Origin of the sequence: Candidatus Methanoperedens sp. BLZ2 (genome assembly GCF_002487355.1) — an archaeon.
Lineage (GTDB): Archaea > Halobacteriota > Methanosarcinia > Methanosarcinales > Methanoperedenaceae > Methanoperedens.
Map to the genome: position 1 here is coordinate 13,156 of NZ_NTMG01000074.1, position 18,746 is coordinate 31,901.

Below are 18,746 nucleotides of genomic sequence, written 5' to 3' on the forward strand. Positions count from 1 at the left end.
GATGGAATAGATATATTTGTTGGAAAGGTCATGGAAAAATAAAAAAAACAGAAATAACAAGAGCTGTCGTCTGTTTTTTATAGTTAAAAATTGGCGCATTACATCACGGAATATATCTGAGTATATAAAGAACAGATGATTGTAAAACAGAACAGTTTGAAGGAAATCGGCGCTGTTATTTCCTCTTATTATCAAAAAAGGAGCGCTAATAAGGGAGATTAGCAAGATGTACTTATTTATTAGGCCTCACCCCCTGGGACTAATATCATTTCATGAAAGGCCATTCAATTACATTCTATAAACATTAACTAATATCATATCAATTACCATAAATAATCATTAATAAATATGGCACATGAAGTCGATGTGGGAATGCATTTGATTACCGATATATCCGCTCTAAGTTGATAATGGCACTGAAGCAGTAATCATTACGTTTTGGCAATAAGAATACTATTCTCTGCATTATTCAGATAAACCCGTTGTGTCATTGCATAGATGCCCAGGAGGCACTGCGCTTGAGCCGGAGTATAGGTGCAGTACACTGGTTTCTAAGATGCATAGCTGAAGCCCCCATAATTAAAGAAGTATTCCCAAACTCTTTTCGATTAATGAGGGGCAGGGCAATTCAGGGAGACTGCAGGCGCTATCTGTATCGACCGATTTCATTTTTACTTCTTGTCATAATCGTGTGTCTATATGCCTGGACTGCACCCCAAAAAGTGGACAGCGAGTTAAGAAACATTCTGGAGCATGACCGGCGCGAGGTTGAGCGCTAGAATCGTCATAACCAAAGTACTCATCCGCATTGGCAAAATCGAAGCCGCAGATATTTCCGGGTAAATTCCCCTTCTCTTGCATGGGGTATCTATAACTGTGCCCGCCTTGTTTTTCTGCCTCCCCCTGCACACGATTACCCTCCGTCTGAGGGGTGAAGGTTTGCCCCAGGGGGTTTTGAGCCTCCCCTACGGGCTGCCCCTCAAAATCGCTGCGGCGACAAACCATCACTCCCTCAGCCGGTCTCCACAAGAACGTGCGCAGGTTGAGGCGGCGTCTCCCTGCCGGAGGTTATTATGGAAAACAACGAAAGAAGGTTAGAATGTCCGGAGTGCAAAGAACTGATGCCTGCTCTGCTGTTGAATGACTTGAACAAATGTGATAACTGTGGCTGCCCGGCTCACCTTTTTGACCGGGATCAAACCGTTCTTGGAGGTTGTTATGAATAAAATGAGGTTTGATGTAAAGTGCGTTAAGGAATGCCTGGCAAAAAATAAGATCGTTTATACGGTCAGGACGTGGGAAGGATATACTGCCTTGAGTAATGTTGAGGTTGAGGGGATCGGACCTTGCACGAAGAAGAGGTTAATGCGAGTGACCGGGAAAGAGGATTTGACGAAGTACTTATCGTTAAGTGGATTCGGTTCACTCGATGATTGGTGGTCGAAGATTCGCAGTTTCGGTGCCTGCAGTGGATGGTTATTTGAGGTCAGGGTAATACCTGTCTATTCTTTTAGCCTTCCAGAGAGGTTTTTATGAAAATAGCATTGTGAGACTATGAGCCACAAATTCCCTGCTGGAATCCATTTAGATATTTTAAACATTTTATCAGACGGAATCACCTATGAGATCTTCACCGTTCAACAAAGCCAAACTCATTAAGATATTTTTGGACTCTAATTCACTTTTGAGTTCTTCTATTCGTTCTTTGGTTGTATCGTTGAACCGGTTAACTGTGCAATAATAAAATTGATTTATACCAAGATCAGCAGCCAATCGTGCTGTAGCTATATCCTTCTCAGCTATTTCTTTACCCGCTTTACATTCTCCAGCATATATCTCATGATTTGAAATAAAAATAAAGTCAAGCTCAGCTTTCACTTCGTTGGACTGGAGAAGTTCTAAGCCAGGTACAATACAACAAGCGTTTTTGTCCTTTGTTAAATGATACAACGCCAAAACAGATGGCAATACATCCTGATCCATTACGCGATTCACAAGTGTGTTCAATGTGTACTCCCACCGAATCTCACTTCCCAGAGGATACTCCACGGGTAGTGGAAACTGGGCGGAACAACCTGGACAGCTTACAGTTTCCTTAATAGTCTGCAATGGATGCCATGACGGTGTACCACAATTCTCGCAGGATAAATAGAATCCGCGCTTGATGATCTGCTTCTCTGAAAGTTGAGTGAGTAGTCTGAGCAGCCCTTCTTTATATGGCTGTAAAGAACCATCTTTTAGCTGAGTATATGTCTTTGGAATCCTTTTCAGTTCAGGCACGACATCGACATCTTCCAGCAATGGCTGAATCATTTCGGAAAGGTTGGCATCTATTTGAATTCCGGATTCTTGAATTTGCCCTACAATACGCTGTGCAAGCTTCTTGGTGCTCTTGAGAGCCAATGTGTCCAAAAGAAGATAAGCAGGCTTTGTTGCAAGGATATTAATATGATTATGTCCCCCGACCAACTCGATAAGGGCATCGGCATATTTACCAGGTTTCGACAGGCGAATGTCATACCCACGAGATCCGAAAAATATTTTCAGCGTTTCCCACTCTTTGGGCAAGTCAAAATCAATGTAGTGACCCTGATCTACTGTTTGACCAACGAAACTGATGCCATATCGTGAAAACCAGCTATACATTTTTATTTTCTCAGCAATGCGATGCTCTTTGGGATATCTGGACAAGACATCACACTCTATATCTATAACCGTCAAACCACGGAACCGATTCCTAAATCCAGGAGGTGGATTGAAGAAAACTTCGTTTCGGCCATAGACAAGTTCACTGTTCACCGCTACTTGATGGCCAATCCCTTCTAAGTATGATTCCGAGTGATCCGGAAGTGCAATTTTGTATTTAATGGATTTTTCTGAAAAATCTTCTAATTTAGTCTCGTTTTTGATCCAAAACGTTGAAATTCGGATTTTATCATCGGAAAACTCCTCTAATCCATCCAGTCTGCTGATGGCGATTTTCAATCTTTCTATATCATCGTCATCCCAAACACAAAAACGAAGATGTAAATTCGTGGAGACGTTTGGATAAGGAAGTTTTGATCGAATGAAAGAGATCATTTTTTGAAGAGCTTGTTTATTATCTAGGAGTTTTTCAGGCAAGAGTAGTGTACGTTGACCCATATCTTTTCGGAATTGTTCAGAATCTCTCGTAGCCCTAAAATTCCAGAACATACATAAGCTACTGATCGAATTTACCAAAATAATATCAAAATGGTTAGATTCAAAAATGCCAGTTGCTCTGTATGGCGAAACGCTATAGCTGGTAAGGTTCAATACTGAACTAAATGGTGAGTTTTCAAATTGGCTTTCCCAAAATTTATCATCTTCGATTCCGATTAGTTGTTTTTTAGACTTTATTATCTCTGCGTAATCTTTTTGATTTTCCGGAAGGATTACACCAAATAGTGCTGATAGCACCTCATAATCAGATAAAAGCCAAGTGAAGTCGTGCTCAATCAGTTCATGTTTGTGCAAATCATCGTCTGAAACTACACTTAGAACGTGGGCTGTTTCGTCACGACTCAGGAATAAGTGTCCTCTCTGAAGAATGAATAATCGATGAGGCCATAGGCCAGAAAGATATCTCTGAAATTTATTGTGATCCTCCATATTACCTGCTTTTATGCTTAAGAAGCCGACAAACCTATCAGGTTCATGGTATTTCAATAAACCTTCAAATAACGGTGCTATGGTGAGATCGGCTTTGACAGGTATAATCAAATTTCGGATTCCACCCCATTGAGTGCATGATATTCGCAAGATGTTATTGAGGTTTTCAACATCGTCTTCTTTAACAAAGTAGGCATACTTAATCGGACGGACATTAATGCGAGTCTTATATCGTGGTAGAAGAGGAGTCAGAATCATGTTAATGCATCAGAACTTTTTAAAATATATTTTAGATTAAAGCTCAAATGGTTCTCTTGATATTAAAACTGTTACCTATACCTCAACCCAGCCATCGGTATTGATCTCGAACTTGTTACTTCCGGTAATATGAAAATTTTCAAAAGATGCGAAATTGTTCGAAATTTAATCATGTTATTATTCCAATAATTCATAATTAACACATTCTTATGGCATCCTCATGGTGTTATTTAGCATCTTTTTTGTTGTGATTTTCAGCGATGGCATAAAAGAGCAGCTTGAGCATGATATCAGGCAGATACTACATCCGAGGACTGCACTCCCTTACCAACCGGATCAGCGAGAGGGATCCTGACATCAGGGTACCACCTCTGCATGAAAGTGAGGAGATGATATTTCATGAAAACGGGCAAAGGTACGGATACTATCAACAGAAGTATTATCGATACCACCAGGGCGATCAGCCCATAGGGTATCATCAATGCCCAGAATAAGAAACTCCCTCCCAGGGCTGATAATATGAAATATAATATCAAAGCTGGTATAAGAAGAATAAGCAATATTAATATCAAAAGTATCAGCGCCGCCAAACCTACTACAATTGCTCCGGCTGCCCAGGCAAAAAACCTGACCACCCAATAGACCGCGATCTGTCTCCAGTCTTCTTTGAATCTCCCCAGGATCTTTCTTATAGCCGTTATTATGCCCACTTCCTGATACATCACCATGGGTATAGCAAGACTTATGATTGAACTTGTGATCCCGCTGAGCACTGCGAGTATAAGAATTATGCCAAAAAACCACACAATGCTGCGCAGGATCAGTCCTGGAGTAATAGTGCCTGACAGGAGCTGCCTGAACACCGGTATCATTACCAGAAGAAATAACGATAGGAAAATTATCCCCAGGATTATCCTTACTATGAACAGATTAAATCCGGGACGCAGGTATTTCCTGAAGTATGCCCTGATGGTAACGCTATTCGTAACCAGGGATTCTACAAATACGAATTCCATAACACTGGATAATAGAGTGAACAGCAGTATCATGAAAATGATAAAAGCAAGACCTATCAAAATATAGGTCTGGTACTGATGCCAGAACTGTGTCATTTTGCCGAATATCTCCTGGATTGAAGGTATATCCATCTTCCGGGACTCAGTCTGCCAGCTTGCCGGTAAGTTGAAGTTCGGGAATCCCATACCAGCTCCGCCGATAAAGATTGCAATAATCCCGAGCCTTATCCATTTCCAGAAAACGAACGGCTCGATGAGAGTTTTCTTTGTCCGTTTGATCGCCAAATCGAATGCTTCTAAACCATACCAGCCCATAGGTACTTGATATACACTTATTTATAAATAATTTATCTGTAATAATTTTTGGAAGTGAAGGCAATATGTGGATTAGATGGACTCCCATCGACTTTCGAGAGCATAAGAACACTTAACATCTTTCAGTCGCAAACCAGGGCGCCAAATTAACAATCGCGCCGGACAACGTGCGCGATAGTTAAATTGGGAGGTTGAGCGATAATGCGAACTGCGCATAATCGCGTCTTTCCTTTGTTTTATTGCAAAATTGTTTTTATGAACCCCACGCTTTTTTAAAATAGTGCTTTTCAGGGTGCACCATGAATGGCGCCGGGTTATCCCTCCGGGCGACTTTCTGATTACACGGAGCCCGCTGAACCTGCAGGGCTTGGGCGCGATTATGTGACCGAGAATCCGAACCAAATATAGTTTTCAAATTTCTACCCAGACGAATACTTTCACACCGCTCTCCAACTCCTTTTATAGTTCCAATCTAATCTTTGAACAGAGGTAAAAGACATGAACCATCGTACTAATCCCCACGATTTAGAGCCAGACCTTTTTAATATTTATAAAGGACATGTTCAGGAGGTCATTGATATCATAAATGAAGAAATTGACCTTACTGAATATGGAGATTTGCATTCCAGAGCTGTTGCAGAGAACGTTTTCTTGAAAGAAAAATTAAAAAGAGTTCAAAAGATCCGGGATGAATCCAATAGACAATTCTTAGACTGTCTAAAACGGATAAATGAAAATAAGACTCCCACACTTGAATATATTTCTCAGTGCAAAAAAATTATGGAGAATCCCGATTCTGCAAAGACAATAAGTAATGCCCATAATTCTGGTTTCTTATTTCATCAAATCGTATGCACAAATATTCTTGATACTTATAAAAAATATGGCAAAATTTATTTTGCGGACCCTCCATCCCTCGTCCTGGATTGAGGGGCAATGACAGATACGAGAAACAGGCATCCAACTTTTCTTAGCATGCGGGATGATAATACCAGTTCCATTCAAGTGCGCGCTGTGAATGCGCCGGGGTATCCCCCCCGGACGATTCAAAAAATGGCTGCGCGGCATCGCAGCGTCAGGAATTGATAGGCTTACCCAGTTTCAGATATTTGAACTGCTGCCCTTTTGGAAGATGAGAAAATGAAAAGATATTTCTAGAAGGGGTCGGAACTCTGTGGATTTGTGAATCACATCCTTGCCGCTCGGTCCTGCGGAAAAAAGGGAAGTCAAATATTCAAATTCTTTTAATCGCAACCGTTATATGACATATTGCCGAAGGAGTTGCCTTGATGAGAGTGCTATTTGTAACAGACTTGCATGGAAGCAAGTGGAAATATGAGCGGCTATTCAAAGTAGCAAAAGACTTTCAGGCAAATGTGGTCATAAATGGCGGTGACATGCTTCCCAAGGAATGTGAACCATTCAGTCAGGGCGATTTTATTACGAACTACCTTGACGATCATTTTGCACGATTCAATTCTGCCGGAATTTATTACCTATGCTATCCGGGAAATGATGATCTACGGATATTCGATAAACTGTTCGATGAAACCTGCAATAAATATCCATTCATCGTCTACCTGGCACAACATAAATTCGAAATAGAGGGTTACGATTTTGTAGGTATGAACTGGGTTGTGGATTATCCGTTCAGGCTCAAGGACAGATGCAGGATGGACACAGAGGACTATATTTTTCAGAAGCAATTCGGAACTGGACTGTTATCCAGACCCGATGGATGGCAGGAAATCGATGACTGGTTTACCCATGCAAAAAAGCTCCCAACGATAGAAGAGGAACTTGATCGATTGGTTCGTCCCAGGGATATGGAAAATAGTGTGTATGTAATACACATGCCTCCGTCCAGGCTGGGATTGGATAAATGTTATTACGGGGAAGAAGTAGGGTCAAAAGCGATTTACAACTTTTTGAAGAAATATCAGCCAAAGCTCTCGCTCCATGGTCATATACATGAGTCTCCTGAAGTTACAGGAAAATGGAATGCAAAACTAGGCAGAACGATATGCATTCAACCCGGTCAACTTGATGAGTTAACTTATGTCACAATTGACCTGTCAACGATGAAGTTTGACAGGATAAAGGAGCAATACGTCACATAACAGCATGTATACGGTTCGTCTGGATCACCATAATGCTCGGCTTTGCCTCTCACTTCGCCTACCTCGATATCGTCCTACACTGGCAAAGCCTTATTAGGTAAGAAAGTAAGAAAGTAATACCATGGCAACAGAAGTCGAGTTCACAAGAATGTCTACAAAAGGTCAAATAGTGATTCCTAAAAAACTCCGAGCAGGATTTGAAGATGGAACACCATTTGCAGTAATCCGGGACAGAGATACGATTCTTCTCAAACAAATAAAACTCCCTGGTATTAAAGAATTTGAATTTCTTGCAGATAAAGGAGAAGAGATAGCAAGAGAACGAAAGATCAAAGAAACAGACGTTGATGAAATAGTCCATAAACACCGCAAAATACAGGATTAAATTATGGTAAAGGTAGTTGCTGATACCAATATTTACATTTCAGCTTTGTTCTGGCGCGGGAATCCATACAAGTTCATCCATCTATGCTTTGAAGGAAAAGCCAAATTAGTTATCTCAAGGCAAATCATCGATGAACTCGAAAGGATACTTTTAACAGACGGGAAATTTGAAATGCCGCGAGAAGATGTGGCTTTATATTCCGAAATAATCTTAAGCCATGCTGAATTTGTCTCTCCTGCCTTCACTTTGAATGTCATTGTAAAGGATCCTGCAGATGACAGGATATTGGAGTGCGCTGTTGAAGGTGAGGTGGATTATCTGGTTTCAGGCAACAAACATCTTCTTGATGTTAAGGAATTCCGGGGGATAAAAATCGTGACTGCAAAGCAGATACTTGAAATCCTTGGAGCTTGATATAATAACTTCAGCTATGCACTTCTTAACTCCGGGAAATCCAGCTTATCATGGGATTCATTTGCACGAACCCGCCCGATTTCAGCAAAATGGTTCACTCCAACTAAGGTCGATTACACCATTTGCTTCTGGGTTTTCATGTGTGTATTCCTTGCAGGTCCTGGAAGCCTGTGAGGCTCTCTGGCGGCTCGATTCCAGAATTTTGCTAAAATGTGCGGGATTTTAAATCCATTCCATAATCCTTGTGTGACCGCTGTTGGATATACTATACCAGCTTCTTTTGCGGTTTCTGTGACATCCACAAGCACTCCATCTTCGATTGCTTCGGCGCGGGTGTAGACATCGATTAAATCTCCGAATACACTTTTTGTCGATTGATCCCCTGTTTCAGCTTCAATATCCACGAAGGATGGCAGTTCATCTTTAGGTGCATATATGGGTGGCTCGGTCTTTGGCTTTATTGGCGACTCAAATAGCTTCGAGTAATCCCCGGCTACTATCCAATCGACATATGTAGCCAGATTCTCCTTCATAGTGAAAGATTGGCCGAACCCCGGTTTGTTCATATTTGTGAATAGGTGTCCATTATAGAGAACAATAGGGTCATCCGCACCGCAGGCATCCTGCACGATATTGAATCCTGGGATTTTACCGGAGGCAATCATCTCGCACAGGTTCTGAAGGTTCTCCGGTCCGACTTCATACCTTCTTGCCCAGACATCTATTGAATATGTGATACCGCGGGCATAAAGTGAAACGATCTCCCACCCCGAACAGCCTTTCTTATGGTTGTGATCATCTAACAGCAGGTACTGGCCGCCATTCGATGTGCCCAGTGTGTAGTGATGCTTTAGTGCGGGGTCTTCCATATAGGGCTCCAAATCCACGATCTTGCCCGCATAATAGGCCGCAAGAACCTTCCTGCAATGTGGACACAGATATGCGGATACACACTGGAAGTCCACGGGAATTATGCCCCGCTTATTCATGTTATAGAAATATATTCTATTGTTCTTTACTTTGATCATTTCTTCGCTCCTTCAAATCATTCAGTTTCGAAATTCTACTGTTCTCGATTTCCTGAACTCGCCAGATTTCAGCACTGCAGTGCGAAATATGGCATTATCGAAAAATCATTTATCCCTTTTTCCTGTTTCAATATCCTTAAGCAGTGCCTTCACGCGTCATGCTATGTTACAGTTTCACCACCAACCTTCTGAAGTGTGAAAAATTAGAAAGTTTGGAGTGTGCCCCTCTTGGATACCCTAAAAGCGGGAATTTATAGTTATACCTGCGATCAAAAAAGTGAGTTTGTTTTTAGGGTTCGCCGTTCTTGCATATGTGAGTATGAATCTCGTCACGAACATCAGACAAATGTCGGAGGTATTTGGAGGGTGCTTGAGTTTTTCCCCGTAGATTAAGTAAGTCTGTTGGTTAATGGTTTTGTAAACTACTCAGGGCTGGAAGCCCTGAGCGTTTGTTGCTGTTTCGGTTCGCAGTGAAAAACGGTTTGAAGTTTTTCTGAGAATGTGCCCGAAAGATGCAGTCCCGACAATTGTTATTAGGGATAAGTTTCACAATTGCGAGGGGCCAATTCATCTCCTGCTTGAAAGCAGGAGGGTTCTCTGCCCCTTGACCCACGAACTAAGTTCTATTCAGCCATAAATTGCTGATTAAAACCATCATAATATCATTTCAAGTCTTACGTGAAAGCTTGGTTATCACTGCTTCTGCAATATCTTTCATAGCTGTTGTTCTTAAGTCAATATATCCTCTTGTATCGTTAATCCCAGGAATTTCAGTATTATCAATTCTCACTGGAAGAATATATTCCTCATTTTCTCTGAATGCTCTGGCTTGTGCCTGCTCAAGTTCATGTCTAGGCCAGAACTTTTCAGCATAGTTATGAGATACAAAAACCACGCAAAACCGAGCATTGTCTCTATAAATGGATTGGAAATGTTGGTATAAATTCTTTCCCCAAAGCTCTGCAGTTTTATAGTCGTCATAAAAAACCTTTATACCTTTTTCAGTAAGTAATTTAGCTAATTCTTCAGAATATTTACGATCTTCGCCTGCAAAAGAAAGAGCAACATCATACTCAAAAAGAATTGGATTAGTAATACTTAATGCAATATCGGTCAGCATTGTCTCAAAAGTAGTATGAATGTAACTAACAACATCACCATCAACTTCCATCATTCTTTGATCTTTTTCCATTCCTTCAGGATAATACCATTTAAATTTGCGTGCGTAAGTTCCTTCATTAAATTGAAATTCCCCTCTTCTTGCTATATCATTATTATCTCCAGAAATGATTACATCACAGAAGGTAAAAATATATGCCACAAGGTCTTTGTATCCTTGATCAATTTTAAAACTTACTAAATAATTTGTATCCGGTCTTTTTTTAACTGTAACAGTTTTTTGTGTTCGATGGATAAATGTTTCAATATCCTTTTCATGATTTTTAATTCTTTCAGCAACATTCTTTTCCTTATTTGAATCTCTAAACATCATTAGATAACTTTTCCAACCAGATTTTGGTTTTCCACTCCAATAACATAACAACATAGGTTGATTATTTTCATCAAGACCTTTTATTAAAAATATGTCCAGAGGCATTATTTTAAAATTATTAATGCCATTTGGTCCATAATCGCTTCTGATTTTTTCAATTATATCCCGATCAAGATTCTTATATATTGGATTCTTAACAATTAATCCATCTGTTGACATCATACAAGGAAAATCTGGATGTCGGAATAAAGTACGAATAGCATTTTCATGGTCTTTCCGATTATATAGGTTAGTAGTTGAAATAATATCATCATCTTTCATCACAATCATCTCATTGCTTCATCTTATAGAGGTGATGTATCTTATATATTTATTATATGCGTCTGATTTTCATGTCCGAGAGTTGTTTTGGATTTCTATCGCCTTCTGAGAGCATGATAACGAGCATAGATGCAGTCACTGACCTCGGTCTCGAAAAACGGGGCCTCTCGGTGTGAGTGCATGAGGGTTACCATCTATTAGTTATTATTTTTGGTTTTTGTCGATGGGAAAGGGGGCAAGAAACTTGTATGAGATAATCGCTATTCGGTGCTTCTTCAGTCCTAAATATTGGTTTCAAATGGAAAGGTAAATGCTGTCCCCCAGCCAGGGAAAAAGACAATTCTTATATTTTTAAAGAACATGTTGTCTTGTGACTATCAGATATCTACTATGTTTAAGCAGGACTAACAAACTAATATAAACGATATGGCCGCCTATGAAAGATTCACTCAAAATACATATAAGGTCGGTTGCTAATTACCCAAGTTAACTATCATTTAGGAGCAAGATGCATTATGATCACCCAAGGTGACCCCAATACTCAAATTCAAGCGAGAAGTCTTAATCCCCCTCATAAGACTGCTAAAACACGATGGTGCGTGATTACCGGAGGCCCTGGTGCAGGTAAATCAACCGTTATCGCAGAATTAGAGCGGCGAGGTTATATAGTTGTTCATGAAGTTGCAAGAGAATATATACAACAGAACCGTTCGCAGGGGGGATCTCTGGACCAGATTCTGTCAGATCAGCTGAGCTTCCAACGTCAACTTGTAAATATATTAGTGAAGATAGAAGACGCTCTGGATCATGATATTATTGTTTTTTTGGATCGAGCATTACCGGACGCAATCGGCTACTTCCGAAATGCAAATTTAGATCCACAAGAACTATATCCATTATTTTTTGTCCATCGTTATTACAAAGTATTTTGCCTCGAGATGCTTGCTTTAACATCGTGCACGAAAGATGAGTTTCGGCAAGAAGATATCAAGAAAGCTTTGGAACTTGAACGGCAAATCTTATATGGCTACCAAGATATTGGGTACACAGTAATTCTCGTTCCTCCTATGTCGTTAGATGAACGGGTAGATTACATACTACAAAATTCGGTCTTTTGTCAGGATGTATAAAACAATACAGCCATGACCGAACCTGAGAGGAAGTATGAAAGGCATTAGACCGCATGGTAATCAAGAATTTGATGTTAGGAGAATCTTTCTAAAGGAGGATGCCGAACGAATCAAAGAGTTGCAAGCACATGCTTCCGAATTTGAACAGCATTACCCCCAACATATGAAATGGTTAGAAATGGCGCTGGGGGAAGTGGTTACTGGCAAACGTCTTGCATTTGGAATCTTCAGTCTGGCATTTAATACACAGCGACAGCCGGTTGTTGAACTTGTCGGTTGCACAATTCTGAAGCCCCGTAGATATTCGAACGTTATTGAGATGAAGAACTACTTCATAAGAAAAAGTAGTCGAGGGCGTGGTTATGGCAAGGCCCTTTACAAAGCCGTTGAAGAACATTGTGCAAGAGTTGGCTACGACCAAATTGAGTCTGAGGTTCCATGTAGCGAAATTAGCACGATAGGCTTCTTCCATCGTATGGGATTTCACATTACCGAGATGCAGCGATCTCCATATAAACCTAGTGATTATCATTATCGAATTGAAAAGTTGTTGGTTCCCCGTTACCACGGTGATAGCTATGATTTGTATGAACTGTCACTATGGTTGGTCGGTTATTATTACGGTTTCTCAAACATAAAACAGGTGCAACTTGGTAAACATTTCGAATTCGAGCTAAGGACAAGTGCCTTCTTATCAGCAAAAAATGGTAGCGGAGAGTTGACACTCACGGGTAATGCATTGGTTGTCGAATCATCAGATAAAGATGTAAGTCCATGGTTTTCTGACATGATTAATAGCCTCCAGAGATCGCTGCTAATCATTTTTACAGGAAGTGGGTTCAACCCCAAGGGCCTGGAATTGCCCAGAGATGTGAAAGTAATTGAAGAACAGAGCATTCATCGAGAATTGGGCCATTTGTTCTCTTTTGGGCCTCCGCGTTTCTCGCGAGAAAAGATTGCGGGAATGGTTGTACCGATTACTCCGGAATATTTCTCTCGAATTATATCCAGCGGCAAAAATGTTTTATCGTATTTTAAAACTGGTCCCATGGGTAAATACCTCAGACAAGGCAACAGAATTATGATATTCGTTGAACCAACTCCAGACCAGCCAACAGGAGGTGTTAGGGCCATCGCAACACTTCAAGAGGTGCTCAATGGTGCTCCTGAATACATCTGGCAGGTATTCAATGAAAGGAATCCCGTGCTTACCCATGACGAATACCTAACATTTGCGAGGAATAAACACGATGTCATCGGTCTGTACCTTACGAAATTTGTGCAGGTGGAAACTGTGGATTATTCTACACTTAAGAAAGAAGTATTATATGATGAACCGGATCCCTTGGATATTGGTCATTACTATCTGAGTATGGAAATGGTCAGTAGGTTTCTCCAGAGAATGAGACCATTAAATCATCTAGCACAGCAATACGAATATGATGTAGTTTTATCTTTCGCAAAAGAGGATCGGCATTATGCAGAACCTTTAGCTGCACTCCTTATACAGAATGGAGTGCAGGTCTTCTATGATAAATACGAGGAAGCGAATCTTTGGGGTAAGGATCTTTATCAGCACCTACAATCTGTGTATAGAGACAAAGCCAGATATTGTGTGATTTTCATATCAAAGTATTATGCACAAAGATTATGGCAACACCATGAACTCATACAAGCCCAAGCGCGTGCATTCCGTGAAAATAGAGAGTATATACTCCCAGTTAGAATTGATAATACTGAAATCCCTGGAATCAATGAGACGATTGCATACATTGATTTGAATGATATACCGATTGAAAAAATCGCACAAATATTGATATCGAAGATATCAACAAAATCATAATCGATGTACTTTCAGATTTGTTAGCTCTTTTAGCGTGTTTACTTGAGACTTATTAAATAATATCATATCAGCAGCTGAATCTCTCTTCCGCTGCTCTTCGAAGCCTATTCATAATAACTTTTCCTTCTCTCTCTTCGGGAAACGTTCCTTCCGCAATCCCAACATCTACCTTCATATCATCCAAAAATCTAAGTCCAGAATAGAGTCTTCTTGCAACCTCTTTCAAATCATTAATGCTTCCGAGTATGTATTTTTCATCGCAATATATATCCTCAGAGCTCTCATGACAAGCAAGCACCCCTACTTTAAGTCCCTGCTTTTGATAATTTTGAATAAGATGATTAATCTTAACCAAGACACGGGTTCTCTCACCTTCAACGAGTGTAAGCGGTGTTTGGGGGGAGAAATGCCTATAACGCATGCCAGGTGAGTTCACCAGCTCTCCTTCAACCGCAATCGCGCCAACAGATTCAATTATCTCCTCTATGCATATCGCTCCAGGACGACGAACAGCCGGAGGAGTAACTGTAAGGTCAACAATAGTGGATTCTATACCAATTTTACAATCATCACCTCTGATAATTGCATCAATCTTTCCATCCAAATCATTTGTGACATGCTTTGTCATTGTAGGGCTAGGTCTCCCGGAAATATTGGCGCTGGAAGCTACAATAGGTACACCCACTTCATTAATAAGAGCAAGGGCAATTTCATGATCTGGCATTCTAACAGCCACCATATCAGATCCTCCTGTAATTGTAACTGGCACATCTTCCCTAGACTTTAATTTTAGAGTGAGTGGACCAGGCCAAAAATCTTTCATAAGTTTTGCTGCAATTGCAGGAATATCATTTGTAATTGTATAAAGCATCTCATATGAAGATACATAAGAAATTAGTGGATTATCATCGGGACGGTTTTTTGCTTTGAATATCTTTGTGACCGCTTGTTGATCATAAGCGTTTGCACCTAATCCATATACCGTCTCTGTTGGGAAAGCAACTATTCCACCTGTTTTTAAGATATTCGCTGCTTTTCTTATTTCATTTGAATCGAGAATCTGCATATTTATCATTAATATAAAAGATTTGTATTCGAAGCCGGGGTATTATAACTGATTTTGCTCTCTCGGTAAATAAATTCATTGGTTTGTATTGGATATTATGGTTGATAAAATTTCTATAAAACTTTTTATATGATGAATCAGCTCCATTTCCCTAGATTCCTCTTAATGTAATTTTTATTTCTGCCCCCATTTTTAGTGCCATGATTGATATGTTGGTTCGAGATATTCTATGAATGCACACATAATCTATAGCCTTCAGTCACAAATCCCATAAGATGAACGAGGCCCATATATAGAAGTGAGACATCTTCCATATTACTGTTTGTCTACTTTTTGTACACTGTATTTGAAAGTGACACCTTTAACCCATCTCATATCCTTCTTCTTTCAACATCTTTAACGTGAAATCACGATAGCTCAGCCACTTTGCCGGGTCAAACTCCGCAGCATCCTGATAGTCGAGACCTTCGTCTATCGCCTCTGACTTCGCATCCATTAACTGCTGCATGTATTCGTCTATCATGCCCTTCGCCCTGAGCAGATAGATCCGGGGCTTCCTTGTCTGCTGCGGTCTCAATATCCTGCTGTATGCCTGGATCTGCTTGCTTGGAGTCCAGGACACGTATCAGCGATGATGACCACATTCGCCTGCGGAATGTTGAGCCCAGTCTCGCCGCATGTCGTGGTGGCAAGCAGGACGTGTGTTCCATTATTCTTAAAATCATTAAGAACCACGTTCCTGTTCTTGATCCCCTGCGAACCGATGAAAACATGAGACTTAATTCCCCATGTCTTGAGCTCCTGCTGCATGAGCTTCTGGAAATCAAGTCGCTCCGAGAAGACGATGATCGTCTCTTGTTTAAAGAGCCCCTCTTGTATCAGGTCCAGTGTTCTCTCCTGTTTCATGGTGATGCCACCCGGCCAGAGGCCGTGCTCATTGTTCGTTTTCTTCGATTGCGGGATAGTGCTTGCGAACTGCAGTTGAGTCAGGTGTGCCAGTACAACCAATCGGGTCAATTTTATGGCCTTCAGGGCTTTCCTTTTCCAGCCGCAATTGCTCCTTGAACCATGCAGCGAATTCATCAAGCCAGTGTTTGTAATGCCTCACCTGATCCGGTTACATTTTGATTAGCTCTGTGGAGATTTCATGCTTTCGGTATCGTCACAAAAGCTTCCACTTCCAGCTCCTCTCTCTGCCGCCTGATGATCTTCGGCGACATCATCGCCCAATTTGCTACTATTGACGATTCAATGGATGGAACTAAAGGATGAAAACGATGCCAGGAAACATGGTAAAAATCCTTTTTCTAATTAATTCCGATGATGCCAGATTTTCCCCTGCGCAAAAGCGCAGGGTCGGCTGCGCCTAAAATCCGGCTTGCACAGTTGCAAAAAAGAATGTCCGGATCTGGCAATAGCTGGATCCATCGAGGTATTGAAAATATGGAATCAATAGAAGATGTTAAGAAAGCCTTCAGACAGGCAAGAATCGTGGGCGAAGAACTTCTCAGCAAAGGCAAAATGACCTGGGATAGCTTTGCGGCCATGATGGTAGGATTTGAACAGAAATTGAGAGAAATGGGTCAGGAGATCTAAAGGAAGTGGAATAATGGGAAATCAACAGTTGGTTCCTGTCTTCTACGAGCTAAAGAGACAGAGAGAAACGAGAAGAGACTTGATAGTGGATTCGCGCACCCTTACAGCGGTAGCAGAACCAGAACGCATAGTGATCGACATCCCGAAATTCGGGGCATATCCGCTGACACAGTGGGCACATGGCCAGTTATCAGATAAAGTGCTGATACCACAGAAATATTATGGCAGGATGATCGAAGCAAAGAACTTCGATCTGCTTGCGGAGAACGTGAATGCCTGGCTGCCTACGGAAGATAAGAGGATGATAAGAATACTGGATGGAAATATCAGGGCTATCCTCAGCGATAGATACCGGGTGCTGGATAACTACGATCTTGTATTCCTTGCACTCGATGAGTTCGCAAAGGCGGGAGCAGATGTTCACAAGCTGAACCTCACGGAATCACACCTGTTCGTAAAAGCAGTAACCCCTAAGCTGCGGGGAGAGATTCGACCGGGTGATATCGTACAGGGCGGGTTAATAATCAAAAACTCAGAAGTAGGGGCCTCCCGCTTCGCAGTTGAGCCCTTCGTGTTAAGGTTGAAATGTACAAATGGATTGGTCATCTCGCAAGGATATTCCAGAGTACATCTCGGCAAACGCAAAGAGGAAGGCGAATTCAATTGGTCCTCAGAGACAATAAACCTTGAGAACCAGGCGATATGGAGTGCCGTCCGTGACGTTATACAACAGACATTTGATCCTGCAAGCTTCGCAGCAGTCGTTGAGAAGTTAAAAAACAACGCAGAGACGCCAGTCAAAGAACCCGTGCAGGCAGTGAGCAACGTGGTTACGGCAATAGGGCTCACAGAAGCGACAAAGGAGATGCTGCTAAAGAACTTCCTGGAAGAGAAGGACTACACGCAATGGGGAATGACCAATGCCCTCACAGCAACAGCCCGGCAATTTCCAGCGCCGGATGACCAGGTGAACCTTGAGACAAGGGCAAGCGATATAGCGCTGATGCACCCGGAGGCTTTTCTTGAGATCGTGGATGCAAAGCCCAGAAGTGCAGCCATAAGGAAATTGATGGAAGGTGACGGGAGTTAGCCCGTCCCTCTTTTCCAGGGTAACGGTATGATATTAGACAGGATCCTCTCAGACCGAAAGCGTGAAGATGTTTTAAACGTCCTGCACTCCGTTCATCCCACGCATAACCAGAGATTGTGGCTTGTGGGCTTCCTTTATTACGTGGGATATAACCTGCGGGAGATACTGGGGATAATATCTTCTGAGAACCGCTGGAAAGGCTATGACTGGGAAAAGACTGCATACCAGGCGTCTTCGGTAATCACGGGGAAAAGAAAGACACCTCGTGGCCAGAAGCAAAAGCCCGCCCTGACCATTGACGAACTGATACAGACCTTCATGAGCAATACGAAACCCACTGGCAGAATGGTTGTTCCATCGACTGCGTTGTGGGCTGCCGTGTATTATTATCTTGAGGGTTATACACCGCTGCCTAAAGACAGGGATGCAAAGAGGCCAATGATTAACTGGAAGCAATACCAGGAAAAGCCCCCGACACTGGAAGAGATAATGTCCTGGGATTGGTCAAACGGGCTGTGTTTACTGGCAAATGACAAGTTCTCGTTCATAGACATAGACGCAAGCGGATATGAGCAGGTATTCAAAGATTACCATGTAGAGTTCACGCCAAGGGGAGGACTCCACGCGTTCGGACTGGGTACAGTCAAAAGCGTTAATGTGGAAAATGTAGGCGAGCTGAAAGGCAAGGGAACTCTGATAGTCGCGTATCCGACACAGGGTTATAGAGTGAAGGGGTAATGGGGGCTGGAAAAAGAGGATGTTGTATCGAGGATAGTTCGTGCCTCAGAGGGTCCCAACATTGAATATAAGGAGATTGAGTTTGAGAAAGTGCCGCTACTAATTACCAAGTTAAAGCTAAAACAGTTAATTGTTATCACCTGGGAAAGACACCTGATACGGAACCGGAAAAGTCCGCTAAGGAGATGCCACCTAAAACATTCTTTCTTTTTGGTGCCTGAAATTGCCAATAAAATATGGCGAGTCGCGTTTTTGAGTTCATACTTCTTCATAAGAGTATGAACTATAATGGTACAATAAA

General features: G+C 41.6%; 20 protein-coding genes. 13 read left to right on the forward strand and 7 right to left on the reverse strand.

Annotated elements, in window-relative coordinates:
* The first annotated feature begins 518 nt into the window (after nt 1–518).
* The 3 genes from CL181_RS19850 to CL181_RS15795 all read left to right on the forward strand — a co-directional run bounded on the left by CL181_RS19850 (nt 519) and on the right by CL181_RS15795 (nt 1,536).
* Nucleotides 519–779, forward strand: a complete 261-nt coding sequence (locus tag CL181_RS19850; protein ID WP_141398944.1) for a hypothetical protein — start codon at nt 519–521, stop codon at nt 777–779.
* A gap of 294 nt (nt 780–1,073) precedes the next feature.
* Nucleotides 1,074–1,226 carry a hypothetical protein gene (locus CL181_RS20610; protein ID WP_176505270.1) on the forward strand — a complete coding sequence of 51 codons (153 nt, stop codon included), beginning with the start codon at nt 1,074–1,076 and terminating at the stop codon, nt 1,224–1,226.
* A complete protein-coding gene (locus CL181_RS15795; protein WP_097300287.1) occupies nt 1,219–1,536 on the forward strand; it encodes a hypothetical protein in 318 nt (105 codons plus the stop codon). The genes CL181_RS20610 and CL181_RS15795 overlap by 8 nt, the downstream gene beginning before the upstream one ends.
* 69 nt (nt 1,537–1,605) lie before the next feature.
* Here CL181_RS15795 and CL181_RS15800 read toward each other — a convergent pair whose 3' ends face one another.
* Together CL181_RS15800 and CL181_RS15805 are read right to left on the reverse strand one after the other, a co-directional pair.
* Nucleotides 1,606–3,891: a hypothetical protein gene (locus CL181_RS15800; protein ID WP_097300288.1), complete on the reverse strand. Its 2,286-nt coding sequence runs from the start codon at nt 3,889–3,891 to the stop codon at nt 1,606–1,608.
* 290 nt (nt 3,892–4,181) lie between these two features.
* Nucleotides 4,182–5,222 carry a hypothetical protein gene (locus CL181_RS15805; protein ID WP_097300289.1) on the reverse strand — a complete coding sequence of 347 codons (1,041 nt, stop codon included), beginning with the start codon at nt 5,220–5,222 and terminating at the stop codon, nt 4,182–4,184.
* A gap of 498 nt (nt 5,223–5,720) precedes the next feature.
* Between CL181_RS15805 and CL181_RS15810 the strand changes: the two genes are divergently transcribed.
* The 5 genes from CL181_RS15810 (at nt 5,721) to CL181_RS15825 (ending at nt 8,141) form a co-directional block, all read left to right on the forward strand.
* The gene (locus CL181_RS15810) at nt 5,721–6,152 is read left to right on the forward strand and encodes a hypothetical protein (RefSeq protein WP_097300290.1); all 432 of its coding nucleotides are present in this window, start codon (nt 5,721–5,723) and stop codon (nt 6,150–6,152) included.
* Nucleotides 6,153–6,158: 6 nt separating this feature from the next.
* Entirely contained in the window at nt 6,159–6,308 is a 150-nt protein-coding gene (locus CL181_RS20615; protein WP_176505271.1) for a hypothetical protein, read from the forward strand.
* A 203-nt stretch (nt 6,309–6,511) separates the two neighbouring features.
* Nucleotides 6,512–7,342, forward strand: coding sequence for a metallophosphoesterase (locus CL181_RS15815; RefSeq protein WP_097300291.1), 831 nt, complete (start codon nt 6,512–6,514; stop codon nt 7,340–7,342).
* Nucleotides 7,343–7,463: 121 nt separating this feature from the next.
* Nucleotides 7,464–7,727 (forward strand): AbrB/MazE/SpoVT family DNA-binding domain-containing protein, encoded by a 264-nt coding sequence (locus tag CL181_RS15820; protein WP_097300292.1) that lies wholly within the window; start codon nt 7,464–7,466, stop codon nt 7,725–7,727.
* Nucleotides 7,728–7,730: 3 nt separating this feature from the next.
* A complete protein-coding gene (locus CL181_RS15825; RefSeq protein ID WP_097300293.1) occupies nt 7,731–8,141 on the forward strand; it encodes a putative toxin-antitoxin system toxin component, PIN family in 411 nt (136 codons plus the stop codon).
* 113 nt (nt 8,142–8,254) lie between these two features.
* Here the strand turns inward: CL181_RS15825 and CL181_RS15830 are convergent, their stop codons facing one another.
* Nucleotides 8,255–9,169 carry a DUF6573 family protein gene (locus CL181_RS15830; protein WP_097300294.1) on the reverse strand — a complete coding sequence of 305 codons (915 nt, stop codon included), beginning with the start codon at nt 9,167–9,169 and terminating at the stop codon, nt 8,255–8,257.
* 667 nt (nt 9,170–9,836) lie between these two features.
* Complete coding sequence (locus tag CL181_RS15835) at nt 9,837–10,982, reverse strand: toll/interleukin-1 receptor domain-containing protein (RefSeq protein ID WP_176505272.1); 1,146 nt, start codon at nt 10,980–10,982, stop codon at nt 9,837–9,839.
* A 515-nt stretch (nt 10,983–11,497) separates the two neighbouring features.
* On the opposite strand from CL181_RS15835, the gene CL181_RS15840 reads away from it, so the two are divergent.
* Both CL181_RS15840 and CL181_RS15845 read left to right on the forward strand, forming a co-directional pair.
* Nucleotides 11,498–12,112: an AAA family ATPase gene (locus CL181_RS15840; RefSeq protein ID WP_097300296.1), complete on the forward strand. Its 615-nt coding sequence runs from the start codon at nt 11,498–11,500 to the stop codon at nt 12,110–12,112.
* Between the two features lie 34 nt (nt 12,113–12,146).
* Nucleotides 12,147–13,955 (forward strand): GNAT family N-acetyltransferase, encoded by a 1,809-nt coding sequence (locus tag CL181_RS15845; RefSeq protein ID WP_097300297.1) that lies wholly within the window; start codon nt 12,147–12,149, stop codon nt 13,953–13,955.
* A 67-nt stretch (nt 13,956–14,022) separates the two neighbouring features.
* Here CL181_RS15845 and CL181_RS15850 read toward each other — a convergent pair whose 3' ends face one another.
* The 3 genes from CL181_RS15850 to CL181_RS15860 form a co-directional block, all read right to left on the reverse strand.
* On the reverse strand, nt 14,023–15,021 hold the full coding sequence (locus CL181_RS15850) for an L-threonylcarbamoyladenylate synthase (RefSeq protein ID WP_255251604.1): 999 nt from the start codon (nt 15,019–15,021) through the stop codon (nt 14,023–14,025).
* A gap of 361 nt (nt 15,022–15,382) precedes the next feature.
* The gene (locus CL181_RS20620; protein ID WP_097300299.1) at nt 15,383–15,598 is read right to left on the reverse strand and encodes a hypothetical protein; all 216 of its coding nucleotides are present in this window, start codon (nt 15,596–15,598) and stop codon (nt 15,383–15,385) included.
* Nucleotides 15,595–16,104, reverse strand: a complete 510-nt coding sequence (locus CL181_RS15860; RefSeq protein WP_097300300.1) for a helicase-related protein — start codon at nt 16,102–16,104, stop codon at nt 15,595–15,597. Before CL181_RS15860 ends, CL181_RS20620 begins: the two co-directional genes overlap by 4 nt.
* 237 nt (nt 16,105–16,341) lie before the next feature.
* On the opposite strand from CL181_RS15860, the gene CL181_RS15865 reads away from it, so the two are divergent.
* From CL181_RS15865 to CL181_RS15875, 3 genes are read left to right on the forward strand one after another with little or no spacing between them, the layout of a single operon-like run.
* Complete coding sequence (locus CL181_RS15865) at nt 16,342–16,617, forward strand: hypothetical protein (RefSeq protein WP_097300301.1); 276 nt, start codon at nt 16,342–16,344, stop codon at nt 16,615–16,617.
* Between the two features lie 13 nt (nt 16,618–16,630).
* Nucleotides 16,631–17,707: a DUF932 domain-containing protein gene (locus CL181_RS15870; RefSeq protein WP_141398945.1), complete on the forward strand. Its 1,077-nt coding sequence runs from the start codon at nt 16,631–16,633 to the stop codon at nt 17,705–17,707.
* Between the two features lie 27 nt (nt 17,708–17,734).
* Nucleotides 17,735–18,445, forward strand: coding sequence for a hypothetical protein (locus CL181_RS15875; RefSeq protein ID WP_097300303.1), 711 nt, complete (start codon nt 17,735–17,737; stop codon nt 18,443–18,445).
* Nucleotides 18,446–18,746 lie beyond the last annotated feature (301 nt).